Raw genomic sequence first — 13,469 nt, forward strand, 5'->3', positions numbered from 1 at the left:
TATGCGTATCGGCCGTCCATCCGCGGCAGCCTTCTTGCGCACGTCTGCAAGCCGCGCTGCCAAGGCCACCAGATCACCGCCACCAATCGTGTACCGGCTCAGCTTCTGTGAGCCCGGCAGCAACACGCCGAGCTTCCATTTCGCTTTGCTCAGTTCAAAAGCCAGGTAAACCGTGGCATGCTCCGCCGTGGCGGGTGCGTCAATGCGATCGAGCTTGATCATCTTGGTCCTCCGAGGCTGGGTGGTTTGCAATCCAATCCTAACCTCTCTTGACCACCCGCCGCCCATAGGATCTGAGAGCTTGCGCAGAAAGCGTCTCGAAGGATGGAAGGCCCCGCTGGTCGTCGAGGCGGGCCTTCATGGTTCGAGACGTCGCTTCGCGCCTCCTCACCATGAGGATCACAAACGAAAAAGCCCGGCGTGAGCCGGGCTTTTATCTTCTGAGATCCACGTCCCGTCTGTCAGCGGCGGAACATGCCGCCCATCATGCCGCCGACGACGCCGCCAACGAAGGCCGCGCCGGCCGCATCGCCGGGATTGCTGCGTGGCTGGGGAGCCGGCGCCGGTGCGCTGCTCTGAGCCGGGGCGGTAGCGGCGCGCCGAGCCGGCTTCTGGCTGGTGTCGCTCGCCGTCGCCGGGGCAGCCACGATTTCCGAGAGCAAGGCCTTGTGCTGGTGCCTGTTCAGGTAGCCTGAGGAGGGGTAGCCGCGCGCCGTTTGCCAGCGCTTGAGCACCGAGCGCGTCTCGTCGTCGAACGTACCGGTCTGCTTGGTGTCGAAGCCGAGCGCAGTGAGGCGGCGCTGTACGTCGCGGCGTTTGTTCTTGTCGAGGCCGATCTGGTCCTCGGTGACTTGGGTCGCCTCATCGGTAAAGGTTGCGGGATCGACGCCGGCGTTGAGCGTGCGGGTCGCGGTCGAGGGGCCGCTCTTGATCGCCGCAAGCCGTGCCAGCGCCAGCGCCTTGAACTGGCCGTTCGGATAGGCGGTGAGGTAGGCGTTGAGCTCCTCGGGCTTGTTGGACTCCTTGACGGAGCGCCAGTATTCGAGCTCGACACCGTCCGAACTTCCGGTCGCCGCCGGCACGATGCCCGTCGCGGTCGGGGCCGCGGTGGCGACCTGGGTGGTCGGGGCCTGATTGAGATAGACGGAGCCGGTCAGGTTGGTGTGGCCCCAGGGCAGCTGGCCCTTGCGGGTCTCTTCATTGACCTGGGCGCGCACCGCCGTCATGGCCTGCTGGATCTCGACGCCGGGCTTGGTGATGTTGTCGATCAACGCACGGGTGAACGGGCTGTTGTTGCCCTCCTGGCCGTCGAGCGCGGTCTGGCCCGGGCCGGTGGCGAACGCGATCAGCGTGCCTTCGCCGGACTTCATCTCGGCGAGGCCGCTCTGGACGTTGACGCTGCGGGTCGCCGAATTCGACTTGATCTTGGCGGCGAACGGATTGTCGCGGCAGGCATCGAGGAAGACCAGCTTGACCTTAGCGTCGCCCATGGTCTGCTCGAGCGTCAGGTCGATGTTGATGGCGGCGCCCAGCTTGACGTCCATCTCAGACTTGATGTCGGCGTCGACGGGCAGCAGATAGTTGGTGCCGCTGACGGCGATGCCGTGGCCGGCATAGTAGAACAGCGCGATGTCGGAGCCCTGTGCCTTGCGGCCGAAATCGAGCAGCTTCTCCGTCATCTGGTCGCGGCTAAGATTGGAGCCTTCGATCACCTCGAAGCCGACATTGCGCAGCGTCGAGGCCATCGCCTTGGCGTCGATCGGCGGGTTCGGCAATTGCGCGACGTTCTTGTAGGAGCCGTTGCCGACGACGAAGGCGACGCGGCGGTCAGCCTTGGCGGCGCTGACCGACAGCACCATGCACATCAGCGAAGCGAGGAGGGTGAGATAGCGCATTCTGAAATCCCCCAGAATCGAATTGCAGGCAGCAACAAATTGGCAACGAACCTACACGAAGTGCCCGACTTCGCGCCACCAAAACGGCAGTCCGTTGCGGCAACCCGCTGCTGTGTGGCCGAATGTGCACGATGGAGTGTCGCTCCAGCGTGATCCAAATCACACGGCCACTTGATTTTGTCGCGCAAGGCGGCGAGAGGTTCACCGTGCGCGGGCGGGAACCGGCGAAGCGGGCTTCAAATTGAGCAGATTGCCAAACAGAATCAGCGCGGCGCCGAGCACGGTCCAGGCGTCGAGCCGCTCGGAATACAGGAGCCAGCCGGCAGCTGCGGTCAGTGGAACTCTCAGGAAGTCCATCGGAACGACGATCGTCGCGTCGGCATAGCGCATCGCGCTGGCGAGGCAATAATGTGAGAACGTGCCGCAGACCGCGATCACGCCGACCCAGGCCCAGACATAGAGCGACGGCCAGATCCAGACGAACAGCGTCGGCACGAAGCCGGCGACCGACTGCACCACCAGCATCCAGAACAGGATCGAGAGCGCGCTCTCGGTGCGGGTCAGCGATTTGACCAGCGCCATCGAGACGCCAAATCCCATGGCGGCGCCAAGGGCGATGAGCTGCCCCGGATTGATCTCCCCGGTCGAGGGGCGAACAATGACCATAACGCCGACGAGGCCGAGCACGATGGCGGCGATCTTCCATGGCGTCATCCGCTCGGACAGGAAGCTTGCCGCGAGGACGGCCGTCCAGATCGGCATGGTGAACTCGATTGCCACCACCTGGCCGATCGGGATCAGAGTCAGCGCGAAGAACCAGCCGAGCTGGGCAACATAGTGCACCAGGTTGCGGCCGACATGCTGCGGCAGGCGCGATGTCTTGAGCACCTTCCAGCCACCGGCGCGGTAGATGATCGGTGAGAGCAACACGAAGCCGACCAGCGACCTCACTTCCATGATCTGAAATACATTCAGCTCGCGCGTGGTCTCGCGCCCGGCCACCGCCATGACCAGCATCAGCGACAGCCAGCCGGCCATCCACAGCGCGGCCATCATTTTCGACGGTGTGGTGCTCATTTGCGGCGGATGCGGCAGGGTGGAATACGAAGGGGGCGGCCGGTATCGGCGACATTGCCGCTATTTGCAACGGCCAAATCTGCGGATGCAGCGATGCGCCGCGGCGTGTTAAGGCATCAGTCGAACAACGAGAACATCGGGAGAGATTGCCCATGCACATCTTGCAGCCGGCCGAGTGGAAAAAACCGCGCGGCTTTTCCCATGGCGTCGTGGCCGAGGGGCCGGGCCGGTGGGTGGTTCTGGCCGGCCAAACCGGCGGCGACGAGGCGGGCAATTACGCGTCCGACATGGCGGCCCAGGTCGCGACTGCGCTGAAGCGGATCGTCAAGCTGCTGGGCGAGGCCGGCGCCGGCCCCGAGCACATCGTCCGCCTGACCTGGTATCTGACCAGCCGCGCCGAGTACGAAGCCGCAGGTGCCGGCATCGGCGCGGCCTGGAAGGAAACGCTCGGACGCAATTTTCCGCCCTCGACGCTGCTCTATATCGGAGGCCTCGTGGACGAGCGTGCCAAGGTGGAAATCGAGGTCACGGCGTTCGTGGCCAGCACATAAAAAATCGACCCGGCGGGGTCGCCGGATCGATGGTCGTGTCGCCTGGTGTCCTACTTCGACATCGAGATATGCGCGCCGCGGAACTGGCTGTCCGCGCGCATCGTGACGTTTTGCTTGTTGCCGGACGTCTTCAGAGAGATGTTGGCGTTGAAGCCGGCGGCGGAGGCCACCAGTTCGTAGTTTCCGCCGCCGCCGCGGCCCTGGAGCGAACCGGAGATGTTGCGGCTGGTCTCGGACCAACTGCCTGCAATGGCGTTGCCTTCGGCCTTCACGTTGGCGCCGAGGTTGAATTTGTAGGCATCGCTGGCGCAGGTCAGCGACATCTCGAGGGTCGGTCCGATCGGCGCGTATTTGGCCCGGCAGCGGATTCGCTCGGTCGAACCATCATCCAGCGTGACCGTGCCACCGCCGCTCCAGCTGCCCGCCAGCGGCGCGAACGGGCCGGACTGGGCCTTGCTTTCGGTCGTGGCGATCCCGGCCGCAAGCAAAACGGCGGCCGCCGTCAGCAGCCGCCGGTTCCGGGCGCGAGCCTCAATTTGTTTACTGGCGCGATGCTTCCCACCGCCCGCTGCACGGTATGCCTGCAGATGCTCCATTCCACTTCCCCGATCCGGCGTTGCCGCTGAGTTGACCGTTGGCATATGCACCATTGATCGAAACTTTCACAAGTCCCCCACTGCCGATGGTGCCGGAAACGTTAGCACCGGGCGCGGTGATCTTGCCGTCGGCAACCGTCAGCATGGAGCTTGCGGTTGGCTCGCACGAACCGCTCTTGGTCACGATGGTGACTTGCCAATTGCCGTCATAGGGATTCTGGGCAAAGGCGGGGGCGGCGAGGGTGCCAGCGAGAACCGGGGCGGCACAGAACACCGCAATGCGACCAAAACGCATGAATTCGTCCTTGAATGTGTCTGAGATGCTGACACTTATTCGGGCGAAATGTGACGGAAATTTGTTGCGATGCCAAACCGAAAATTGTTCCTGTTGGGACAATGGTTTATTTGCGCATTTGGCTCCGATTTCCGAAATGGAATCAAGGCCGCCTCACGTTAAGGGTAAATGTCGGGACGACTCGCAAAGACTTGCTCCAGAAGACTTTGGCCCAGAGGCGCTTGGCTCAGAGGGCTTGGCTCAGGAGAGGCTTGGCGCGGAGGTCGCGAACTGCTCGTCCTGGGCTTTGGCGGGTAGCGCCTTGTGGACCTTGGCGTAATCGATCACGTCGGCCAGCAGCTTGAGCCCGAGCGGCGCCAGCGCGCGCTCCCAAAGCTCCCGTGCGGTTTCGCCCTTCTTGACGAAGCACCAGTCCTGGGCGGCGATCGCACCGGCATCCATGCGGTCGGCGAGATGGTAGATCGTGCCGCCGGCGATCGGGTCGCCTTCCTTGATGGTCCATTCCACCGCGGCTTTGCCGCGGTGGCGCGGCAGCAGCGAGGGATGATAGCCGATCCCGCCGAACCTGGCGGCGGCGAGCGCGTCCTTGCCGATCCTGGCGTGGCTGTGCGCGGTGATGATCAGATCGGTGTCCGGGTCGATCTCGGAGGCCACCACCAGCTTGGGATTGGCTTGCACCTGCACCTCGATGCCCGCCGCCTTGGCCGCCGCGGCGAGGCGGTCGTCGGCGTCGGCCACCACGACCCGGACGACCGAGACGCCGTGCTCTCGGAGCATGTTCAGGGTGGTCACGCCGAAATGGCGGGAGCCGACGAGGGTAATGCGCATGGGGGTCCGATCCGTCTCGCAACTGCGTTATCCCCCGATAACACGTCCGCATGTCCTGTCACCACCCGCGCAGCGTTTGCATGGGTTATCAACAACGCGCCGGGCGCCGCTTGCGCGAACTCCGGGATTGCGCAGTCGAGCTGTCCGGTGCTTCCACGCGGGCATGACACCGCCTGGGGAGCAAGGCATGCGCAGCGTCGGGTTTCTCGTCGTCGCGATGCTGCTGGCGGCCACTTCGGCCCAGGCTGGCGGGCCTTACCCTGCGGTCCCAACGGAGACCGGCATCGCGCCATCAGTGGGGCCGATCCGGAACGCCTACCGTTGCGCCCAGGGGCCGGTGATCAATTTCTATCATCGCGGCCGGCGTGATCGCCGGCGGCCTTTTCAAGCCACGCGTCGCGAAATCATCAGACGGTAACACGATCTCAACCAGCTTGGCGTATCGACGAATCCGTCGCGGATTTGTATTGCGTACCGCGACACCGAAATCGTCCGCCGGCGTGGGCGCGCCGCCGGGCCCTTTCGCCGGGACAGATTTCATGCCGAACGCGATCGAGCAGATCGTCGACGCCTATGTGCGTCTGAAGAACCGCCGTGGACTCGACGAGCTGATGATGCACAGGCAGCGGCTCGCGGTCGATCTGAAGAGCCGGTCCGGCTACGACTTCAGCCTGCCGATCGGAAAGATCGACGAGGAGATCGCCATCATCGAGGCGGGGCTCAGCCGACTCAAGGCGGACAATTCCACGATTTAGACCCAGCGTGGTGTGCGGGAAAAGGCGGCGCGCTCAGTCGCGCCGGCCGCCGTCGATCACGGTGAACAGCGGCCGCGCCGGGGTGGGTTCGACCAGCAATTCCTCCACCAATGCGGTTGCGGCGTCGACATATTTTCGGGTCGGCTTGTCGAGAGGGCGCTTGGCCTCGTCGTCCAGCGCGACTTTTGCGGCCTCGACCAGCTTGCGCATACGTGCGGCATGGTCGTCGCCCGCCGTCAGTGCTGCGCGCGCCAGCGAGCGCAGCACGAACAGCTCGCCCTCGAGGCGGAGCAGACGGTCGTTAAGCCTGGTCAGGACGGCGTTGAGGTCGGCCATGGTGTTCGAAGCGGAGAATCCGTCCTGATCTAGCGGCGATCGGTGAACGGAGTCCAAACGGCGCCGGCGCAATTCGGCCGATCCGGCGTCACAGTAGGCGGCTTACCATTCGACGCCGGCCCAGCGCCTTCCGAACACGGGCGGCTTCGTCTTCACGGCCTGCCAGCCGAAGAAGTGATGCTTGCCGGACCAGGCATGCACGACGCCGCTGCAGATGCCGCATTTGAAGCTGCCGCTGTGAGCCTCGCTGTGCTCCTCTCTGGTCGCGGTGTAGTTCATGCCGCAACTCGCACAGGTGAACTGTTCGATCGTCCAGATGCTGTTGGCCATGGCCCAGAATGCGTTTCGGTGACTGCAATGCAGCGTAATCGCCAGCCTTTGCAGCGGCGTAAACCGGCGCGGGGAAATCCGGTTAACCCGCGTTAGCCAAGCCGGGTTGGCGTGCGGCCGATGCGGTATCCGGCAGCCGGTCGTCTTGACGCCAGATGCGTTGCTGGCAATAACGGCTGGGCTCGCAAGCTGCGTTCATGCCGCAAGGAAAGCTGTGCCCGTGAAAAGCCTCCGTCAGTTGCTGACGGGAGAGGACGTCATCCAGCTCGTGATCCGGCTCGGCCTGCTTGCCCTGCTGATCATCTGGACCTTCCTGATCATCCGCCCATTCGTGCCGATCCTGGCCTGGAGCGGCGTGCTGGCGGTCGCGTTCTATCCGGCGTTCAGCTGGGTTGCCAAGATCCTGGGCGGACGGCCCAAGACCGCGGCAGCAATCCTGACCCTGATCACGCTCGGTATCGTGATCGGTCCGGCGACCTGGCTCGGCATCAGCGCGGTGGACGGCGTGCGTGAACTGGCGCACCAGCTCGGCACGGGCGACCTCGTGCTGCAATCGGCCCCGGACCAGCTCAAGTCATGGCCGCTGGTCGGCCCCTGGCTCTACGAGCTCTGGGATCAGGCCTACAACAACGTTCAGACGGCGGTGCGCGAGGTGGCGCCGTATCTCCAGCCGCTGGCCGGCCCGCTGCTCTCGCTCGCGGGCGATGCCGGCGTCGGCACGCTGCAGTTTCTCGTCTCGGTGTTCGTGGCAGGCTTCCTGTTTCCGCATGGGCCGCGCCTGGTCGCCGCCGGCCGCGGCTTCCTGTTTCGCATCGTGCCGGAGCAGAGCGAGCATTTCCTCTCGCTCGCCGGTGCGACCATCCGCGCCGTGGCGCAGGGCGTGATCGGCGTCGCGATCGTCCAGGCGCTGCTCGCCGGCATCGGCTTCAAGCTCGCGTCCGTGCCGAGCGCCGGCCTTCTTGCCTTCATCGTGCTGCTGCTCTCGATCGTGCAGATCGGTGCTTTTCTGGTGCTGCTGCCGGTGATCATCTGGATCTGGACCGCCAAGGACGTCACCACCGCGCTGCTGCTCACCATGTTCTTCGTCCTGGTCGGCTTCATCGATACCATGCTGAAGCCGCTCGTCATGGGCCGTGGCCTGACCACCCCGACCATCGTGATCTTCGTCGGCGTGATCGGCGGTACGCTGGCCCACGGCATCGTCGGACTGTTCATTGGACCGATCATCCTCTCGGTGGCCTGGGAAATGATGATGGCCTGGATCAGGACCGAGGACCGGGCGGAGGCGGGGAAGGGGTGATCCCGCGCCCGCCGGCGTACGGTCTGCCCGCCATGCCGGACATCCCGCGGCCTGTGATCAAGGCGCGCCGCTAACTTGTCTGTTCGACTAGACAAGTTACCATTGGGTCGATTCTGTTTTCGACAGCGCAGCAATGGCAAAGTCTTCCAAGCTGGTTGCCGCCAGGCGCGGCAAGGTATTGTTGGTCAGACGCCGGTCGGACGGCCTGTGGATGTTTCCGGGCGGCCGAAAGCGTGCGCGCGAGTCGGAGAAGGACTGCCTGCGGCGGGAGATCAAGGAGGAACTGCCCAAGCTGAAGCTCGGCAGGATCAGCCTCTGGAAGGAAGTGAAGGCGAGGAACAAGCGCTCCGGCCGCAAGATGAGCGACGCGATCTTCATCGCCAAGTCCGCCAAGGGCAGGCTGGCGATCGGCGACAAGAAGGAGATCGACCGCGCCGCCTGGCACAAGCCCCGCGGCATCCGCCTGACGGCGACCTCGCGCTACATCCGCGACCGCCTGTTTCCGCGCAAGCGGCGGCGAAGCTGAGCCGCTAGTCCTCCCGCGCCGCCGATCGCGTCCGCCCGGCAAATCTCCTCGACTGCACCGCCTCCGGCTCGGGTGTGGCAAGCTTAGCGGCCTGGAGCTCCCGCATCTCCTTACGGGCCTGGCGCGCATTGCGCATCGCACGCTTGATGAAGGGATGTTGCGAGTCCTCGGCGAAGAACAGCACGACTTCGCAGCTCGGACATTGCCTGGAATAGCCGTCCTGCAACCGCCCGGCGCGATCGCGAAACACGTTCTTGCACCGCGTGCACTGAATCTGGACTGAACTCATGCGCGGATGACAATCACTTTGAAAATAGATCGTCAGCTGATCCGAAATATCTGAACAAAGCTTGAATGCCGTCGTGGCCGGATGCCTGCAGACATCGCGCGGCCGAGCGATCGGCTCGTCGCGGACGACGCCGGTTTGAACCGTCGGCCGGCCGTTATTGCTGGGCCGCCATCGTCTCCAGGCAATGGTTGAGAAAGGCGGTGCGGTCCCTCGGCAACACCTTCTCGAGATCGGCCTGCCGCGCGCATTCGCGCTGACGCAGCTGCTCGGCCCGGCGCTTCTCGGCGGCCTCGCGGTATTCGGGAGCGACCTTGGTGGGATCGACCAACGTCTGTGCGTGAGCGGGGACCGCCGCAAGCAGCGCGACGGCGCCGATGAAAATGAATGTTCTCAAATGAGCCTCCGTCAATGCGCGCATCTTAGCGCGCGGCGGGCGTGGGCTCAAAGCGGGCGATGCGGTAGCCCGCTCCGGCCTGGTCGGAGCGCCTCCGGGCAGGGTTTGTGAACCAGTTCACAAGCGCGCGGCGAAACCGCTGCTATGAAGACGTCATTGCTTGACTGATTCATTTCGAACGAAACGCCCCAGCGTGGCTCCAAGCGCTGGGGTTTTTTCGTGCCTCCATTCTCGCGGCCAAAAGCCAGATTGCCGGGATCGCACCGCCGCCTCGAGCGTTGCCGGGGAGAGGTGCGTTCGCAGGGCAAATCCCATATGCATGGCGGCGAGCTGCCGATTCGAGGATCGAGACGGCTCGCATTCAGTGTGCGGCGGTTTAAGAGCAGAAGCGGGTCCAAGTGAGGCTTTCCAGGAAGGCAAGGCTGGCCAAGAAGCCGCCGAAGAAGAGCAAAGGATCGCAGCGCGCCACGATCTCGTCTTCATCGCCCCTCGGCATGATGGCCCTTCATCTGCTGGCACAATGGAAGCAGTCCGGACGCAGCGGCATCGTCTTTCTCGCCGAGAGCGAGAATAGGGCGGAGCGGCTCGGCAGCGTCATTCACGCGCTCGACCCCGCCTGCGAGGTGCTGGTGTTTCCGCGTCTGAACACCTTGCCGTTCGATCAGCTGGAGCCCTCGCACGAGCTCGCGGGGCGCAGAGCCTCCGTGCTGAGGCGTCTTGCGAAATCCAAGAAGCCGGTGTTTCTCGTATCGACGGCGGAAGCGGTGATGGAGCGGATGCCGCCGCCGGCCAGCCTGTCGCGCCTCAGCCTGAGCTTGAAGGTGGGCGGCACGTTCTCCGAGCACGAGCTCGAGTCCCGCCTCCAATCCCTCGGTTACGATCTTGACGATGAGCCGGACTATCCGGGCGGGGCGCTGTTCCATGGCCAGACCTTCGAGATATTTCCCGCGGGCGCGCTGGGGCCGTTCCGGATCGAGCATTCGCAGCATACGATCAAGCGGATCGTGGCCTTCGACCCGCATGAGCACAGGATCATCTTCGAGACCAGGGAGCTGCTCGTCGATCCCATGTCGGAGCGGCTCGGCCTTGCCGGCAAAGACGGCAAGCGCGCGAGCCTGTTCGACTATTGCACGGGAGCCAAATGGATCGCCGATGCGGGCGTCCCGTCGCACGCCGACGGATGGCTCGATACGATCGAGGAGGCCGCGCCCCGCAGCGAGCGGCAGCGCGATTATCTCGGGCGGAGCGATTGGAAACGGCTTTCCAAGGGCATGAAGGTGTTGCCGCGCACGGCGCCGTTCCAGCCCGTCCCGGAATTTTCAAAGCTGACATCCTCGCGGAAGGCGTTGCGTGGCTTCGTCGAGGAGACGCGCCGGGCCGGGTCGCGGCTGATCCTCGTCGCCGCGCACGCGGACGATCTGCGCGTGATGGAGCGGATGAGCGGCGTCAAGGCGGAGCGCTGCGAGGACTGGGAGGAGGCGGCGCGCGGGCGGGGCGGCGAGATGGCGCTGCTCGCCGATCTCGATGCCGGCTTCGTCGTGCCGGCGAAGAAGCCTCTGGTCGTGGTGACGGCGTCCGACGTGCTCGGCAGCCGCGCGCATCATCCGCAGCCGATGGCGCGCCCCTGGAGCGCGGCCTTCGACCATGCCGATGCGCCGGAGCAGGGCACGGTGGTCGTTCATCTCCAGCGCGGCCTTGCCGTGCTCGACGGGCTGCAGACCGTCAACACCGGCGGCGGCGCGATGCGCGAGCTGATCCGCCTGAAGTTCGCCGGTGACAACGCGGTCCTGGTACCGCCGCCCGATCTCGCCTTGATGTGGCCTTACGCCGCCGAGCTCGGCAAGGTTTCGCTCGACAAGGCGGACGGCAGCACATGGTGGGCGCGCCGCAGCGAGGCCGAGCGCGAGATCCAGATCGCCGGCAAGGCGCTCGCCAAGCACATCAGCCAGCGCCGGCGGCGGCGCGGCGAGAAGCTGGTGCCGCCGGGATCGGCCTACGAGAAGTTCGTCGCGCGTTTTCCCTACTTCACGACCATCGACCAGGCCCAGGCGATCCGGGACGTGCTGGACGATCTCGCATCCGGCCATCCAATGGACCGGGTGATCTGCGGCGACGTCGGCTTCGGCAAGACCGAGGTCGCGCTGCGCGCCGCGGCCGCGGTGGTGCTGTCCGGCAAGCAGGTGGCGGTCGCGGTGCCGACGACGGTGCTGGCGCGCCAGCACGTCGCGACGTTCCAGAAGCGCTTTGCCCCGTTCGGCATCGAGGTTGGCAACCTCTCGCGCGCGACCTCGGGCGCGGAGTTGCGGGAGACCAGGGAAGGCCTGCGCAGCGGCCGGATCAAGGTCGTGATCGGCACGCAGGCGCTCACCGGCAAGGACGTCAGGTTCGACGATCTCGGCCTCGTCATCGTCGACGAGGAACAGCACTTTGGCGCGGCGGAGAAGGCCAAGCTCGCAAGCCTCGCCAGGAACGTCCATGTGCTGATGATGAGCGCGACACCGATCCCGCGCACGCTGGCCGCCGGCCTTGCCGGCTTCCGCGATCTCAGCGTGATCGCTTCGCCTCCGGTGCACCGGCTTCCGGTTGCAACGAGGATCGCGCCGCTGTCGGATGCGGCCATCGCCTCGGCGCTGCTGCGCGAGCAGCGCCGCCACGGCCAAAGCTTCCTGATCTGTCCACGCATCCAGGATCTCGATCCCATGCTGGCGCGGGTGAGAGCCGTGGCGCCGGATCTGCGCATCGTCTGCCTTCACGGCAGGTTGGCGGCGGACGAGATCGACGACCGCATGATGAGCTTCGTCGAAGGCCATGCCGACGTCCTGCTCGCGACCAACATCGTCGAGAGCGGCCTCGACATCCCCCGCGCCAACACCATCGTGGTGTGCTGGCCGGAAAAGTTCGGCCTTGCCCAGCTGCACCAGCTGCGCGGACGCGTCGGCCGCGGCGGCATCCGCGCCTTCGCGCATCTGCTGACCGAGACGGAGTCCGGACAATCCGAGAAGCGCCTCGCCGTGCTCGAGGAGTTCAGCCGGCCGGGCGCGGGCTTTGCCATCAGCGAGCGCGACCTCGATCTGCGAGGCGCGGGCGACTTGTTCTCGGAGCAGCAATCCGGCCACGTCCAGGTGTTCGGGCCGGTGCTCTACAGTCACCTGCTGAAAATGGCCTCGGAGAAGACCGACGAGCAGCAGGCTGCGCTGTGGGTGCCCGACCTCAACCTGCCGGTCGGGGACATGCTGCCCGAGAGCTATGTGCAGTCCGAGCCGGTGCGGCTCGAGCTCTATGCCCGCGCCGCACGATGCAACGACGAGGACGATCTCGACGACCTCGAGGAGGAAACCTCCCGCCGCTTCGGACCTTTGCCGAAAGTGGCCCGCGACTTCTTCGCCGCGGCGAAGCTCAGAATCGAGTGCAAGCGCAGAGGCATCATCCGCCTCGACGTCGGCCCTGAAGCTGCGGCCGCGACGTTCCTGCCCGGACGATTGCGCAAATCGCGGGGCAAGTCGCTGCAGCGGGATGGCGACCGCGTCGTTTATCACGCCAAGACGCAGGACGCGCCGTTCGAGCGGGTGGAGGAGCTGTTCGAGCTGCTGGACGAGGGGTGAGGGGCTCGCGCCTTCGTCAGCGCGGATAATTGCGAATTCGTGGCGGAAGCCCTGTTCCACCATTATAGTTAATTTGGGCGTGGCGAAGGAGATTGTCCGATGTCACATGCCATTCCTCCGGTCATTGCCGCGATTGTCGCAAGCTCGTGTCTGTTGGCTCTGGCGCAAGCAGGCGGCGCTAATGCCGGGCCCGCAGGAGCGGGCATGGGAACGGGGCCGGGTAGCGCTGGCGGCTCGGCACCGTCTGGAATGGGGACGAGTGCGGGCAATGCAGGTCCCTCAGCACCCCCCGGGATGGGGACGAAGGACACTGCGCCCGGCGGAGATCTGGGCGCCAACGGCGAGCCGACCAATCCGAACGTTCAGCCCGCCACGCCTGCCCGGGCGCGGGCGGCAGCTCAGGCCGCGAGAAATGCCGGGGTTGGTCACGCTCCAAATGGCCTGCCGATCGGTGCGATCGGGAGCGGCACCAGCAACGAGGATCAAAGGGCCAACGGTTCGGCGCCCTCCCAAAACAGATTCCGGCCAGCAACAAAGGCTCAGGGAAACGCCAGCGTCGGTTCAGATGGTCTGTCAGGGAGAGGGTCGAGCCTTTCGGACCAGGTCAGTCGGCCGCGAGCCGCACGGGCGGGAGACAAGGTGCTGGATGCCAAGGCGCAGGTCGAGCGACGAACGACTGTGTCGACCAAACGCGT

The 13,469-nt window shown here is 65.3% G+C and carries 15 protein-coding genes and 1 pseudogene; 6 read left to right on the forward strand and 10 right to left on the reverse strand.

Features of this window, described 5'->3' with window-relative positions; translation table 11 throughout:
- The 3 genes and pseudogenes from HZZ13_RS34800 to HZZ13_RS34810 form a co-directional block, all read right to left on the reverse strand.
- Positions 1–222 (reverse strand): annotated as a pseudogene (locus tag HZZ13_RS34800) (hypothetical protein); the annotation flags it as partial.
- 239 nt (positions 223–461) lie between these two features.
- Positions 462–1,895 (reverse strand): caspase family protein, encoded by a 1,434-nt coding sequence (locus HZZ13_RS34805; RefSeq protein WP_197963949.1) that lies wholly within the window; start codon positions 1,893–1,895, stop codon positions 462–464.
- 201 nt (positions 1,896–2,096) lie between these two features.
- A complete protein-coding gene (locus tag HZZ13_RS34810; RefSeq protein ID WP_197963950.1) occupies positions 2,097–2,972 on the reverse strand; it encodes a DMT family transporter in 876 nt (291 codons plus the stop codon).
- A 152-nt stretch (positions 2,973–3,124) separates the two neighbouring features.
- Here HZZ13_RS34810 and HZZ13_RS34815 point away from each other — a divergent pair, with 152 nt between their 5' ends.
- Positions 3,125–3,523, forward strand: a complete 399-nt coding sequence (locus tag HZZ13_RS34815) for a RidA family protein (protein ID WP_197963951.1) — start codon at positions 3,125–3,127, stop codon at positions 3,521–3,523.
- Between the two features lie 50 nt (positions 3,524–3,573).
- On the opposite strand, the gene HZZ13_RS34820 is transcribed toward HZZ13_RS34815, so the two are convergent.
- The 3 genes from HZZ13_RS34820 to HZZ13_RS34830 all read right to left on the reverse strand — a co-directional run bounded on the left by HZZ13_RS34820 (position 3,574) and on the right by HZZ13_RS34830 (position 5,242).
- The gene (locus HZZ13_RS34820; protein ID WP_197963952.1) at positions 3,574–4,119 is read right to left on the reverse strand and encodes a hypothetical protein; all 546 of its coding nucleotides are present in this window, start codon (positions 4,117–4,119) and stop codon (positions 3,574–3,576) included.
- A complete protein-coding gene (locus HZZ13_RS34825) occupies positions 4,064–4,414 on the reverse strand; it encodes a hypothetical protein (RefSeq protein ID WP_197963953.1) in 351 nt (116 codons plus the stop codon). The genes HZZ13_RS34820 and HZZ13_RS34825 overlap by 56 nt, the downstream gene beginning before the upstream one ends.
- Positions 4,415–4,654: 240 nt before the next feature.
- Entirely contained in the window at positions 4,655–5,242 is a 588-nt protein-coding gene (locus HZZ13_RS34830) for a formyltransferase family protein (protein WP_197963954.1), read from the reverse strand.
- Positions 5,243–5,429: 187 nt separating this feature from the next.
- Here HZZ13_RS34830 and HZZ13_RS34835 point away from each other — a divergent pair, with 187 nt between their 5' ends.
- Positions 5,430–5,660 (forward strand): hypothetical protein, encoded by a 231-nt coding sequence (locus HZZ13_RS34835; RefSeq protein WP_197963955.1) that lies wholly within the window; start codon positions 5,430–5,432, stop codon positions 5,658–5,660.
- Positions 5,661–5,781: 121 nt separating this feature from the next.
- On the forward strand, positions 5,782–5,997 hold the full coding sequence (locus HZZ13_RS34840) for a hypothetical protein (RefSeq protein ID WP_197963956.1): 216 nt from the start codon (positions 5,782–5,784) through the stop codon (positions 5,995–5,997).
- 33 nt (positions 5,998–6,030) lie between these two features.
- Here the strand turns inward: HZZ13_RS34840 and HZZ13_RS34845 are convergent, their stop codons facing one another.
- Both HZZ13_RS34845 and HZZ13_RS34850 read right to left on the reverse strand, forming a co-directional pair.
- Positions 6,031–6,333, reverse strand: coding sequence for a hypothetical protein (locus HZZ13_RS34845; protein ID WP_197963957.1), 303 nt, complete (start codon positions 6,331–6,333; stop codon positions 6,031–6,033).
- A gap of 102 nt (positions 6,334–6,435) precedes the next feature.
- Entirely contained in the window at positions 6,436–6,663 is a 228-nt protein-coding gene (locus HZZ13_RS34850; RefSeq protein ID WP_197963958.1) for a hypothetical protein, read from the reverse strand.
- Between the two features lie 220 nt (positions 6,664–6,883).
- Here HZZ13_RS34850 and HZZ13_RS34855 point away from each other — a divergent pair, with 220 nt between their 5' ends.
- Together HZZ13_RS34855 and HZZ13_RS34860 are read left to right on the forward strand one after the other, a co-directional pair.
- Positions 6,884–7,963 carry an AI-2E family transporter gene (locus HZZ13_RS34855; RefSeq protein ID WP_376707096.1) on the forward strand — a complete coding sequence of 360 codons (1,080 nt, stop codon included), beginning with the start codon at positions 6,884–6,886 and terminating at the stop codon, positions 7,961–7,963.
- A 133-nt stretch (positions 7,964–8,096) separates the two neighbouring features.
- Positions 8,097–8,489 carry an NUDIX hydrolase gene (locus tag HZZ13_RS34860; RefSeq protein WP_157286040.1) on the forward strand — a complete coding sequence of 131 codons (393 nt, stop codon included), beginning with the start codon at positions 8,097–8,099 and terminating at the stop codon, positions 8,487–8,489.
- A 4-nt stretch (positions 8,490–8,493) separates the two neighbouring features.
- Here the strand turns inward: HZZ13_RS34860 and HZZ13_RS34865 are convergent, their stop codons facing one another.
- Both HZZ13_RS34865 and HZZ13_RS34870 read right to left on the reverse strand, forming a co-directional pair.
- Positions 8,494–8,739, reverse strand: coding sequence for a hypothetical protein (locus tag HZZ13_RS34865; RefSeq protein ID WP_311972964.1), 246 nt, complete (start codon positions 8,737–8,739; stop codon positions 8,494–8,496).
- Between the two features lie 193 nt (positions 8,740–8,932).
- Positions 8,933–9,172, reverse strand: coding sequence for a hypothetical protein (locus tag HZZ13_RS34870; RefSeq protein ID WP_197963961.1), 240 nt, complete (start codon positions 9,170–9,172; stop codon positions 8,933–8,935).
- A gap of 494 nt (positions 9,173–9,666) precedes the next feature.
- On the opposite strand from HZZ13_RS34870, the gene HZZ13_RS34875 reads away from it, so the two are divergent.
- Complete coding sequence (locus HZZ13_RS34875; protein WP_197964002.1) at positions 9,667–12,774, forward strand: DEAD/DEAH box helicase; 3,108 nt, start codon at positions 9,667–9,669, stop codon at positions 12,772–12,774.
- Positions 12,775–13,469: the final 695 nt, after the last annotated feature.

It is taken from the genome of Bradyrhizobium agreste (assembly GCF_016031625.1).
Lineage (GTDB): Bacteria > Pseudomonadota > Alphaproteobacteria > Rhizobiales > Xanthobacteraceae > Bradyrhizobium > Bradyrhizobium agreste.

Coding starts and splice junctions, on each gene's coding strand:
- HZZ13_RS34805 (WP_197963949.1), bottom strand. CDS start 1,895: ATGCGCTATCTCACCCTCCTCGCTTCGCTGATGTGCATGGTGCTGTCG.
- HZZ13_RS34810 (WP_197963950.1), bottom strand. CDS start 2,972: ATGAGCACCACACCGTCGAAAATGATGGCCGCGCTGTGGATGGCCGGC.
- HZZ13_RS34815 (WP_197963951.1), top strand. CDS start 3,125: ATGCACATCTTGCAGCCGGCCGAGTGGAAAAAACCGCGCGGCTTTTCC.
- HZZ13_RS34820 (WP_197963952.1), bottom strand. CDS start 4,119: ATGGAGCATCTGCAGGCATACCGTGCAGCGGGCGGTGGGAAGCATCGC.
- HZZ13_RS34825 (WP_197963953.1), bottom strand. CDS start 4,414: ATGCGTTTTGGTCGCATTGCGGTGTTCTGTGCCGCCCCGGTTCTCGCT.
- HZZ13_RS34830 (WP_197963954.1), bottom strand. CDS start 5,242: ATGCGCATTACCCTCGTCGGCTCCCGCCATTTCGGCGTGACCACCCTG.
- HZZ13_RS34835 (WP_197963955.1), top strand. CDS start 5,430: ATGCGCAGCGTCGGGTTTCTCGTCGTCGCGATGCTGCTGGCGGCCACT.
- HZZ13_RS34840 (WP_197963956.1), top strand. CDS start 5,782: ATGCCGAACGCGATCGAGCAGATCGTCGACGCCTATGTGCGTCTGAAG.
- HZZ13_RS34845 (WP_197963957.1), bottom strand. CDS start 6,333: ATGGCCGACCTCAACGCCGTCCTGACCAGGCTTAACGACCGTCTGCTC.
- HZZ13_RS34850 (WP_197963958.1), bottom strand. CDS start 6,663: ATGGCCAACAGCATCTGGACGATCGAACAGTTCACCTGTGCGAGTTGC.
- HZZ13_RS34860 (WP_157286040.1), top strand. CDS start 8,097: ATGGCAAAGTCTTCCAAGCTGGTTGCCGCCAGGCGCGGCAAGGTATTG.
- HZZ13_RS34875 (WP_197964002.1), top strand. CDS start 9,667: ATGATGGCCCTTCATCTGCTGGCACAATGGAAGCAGTCCGGACGCAGC.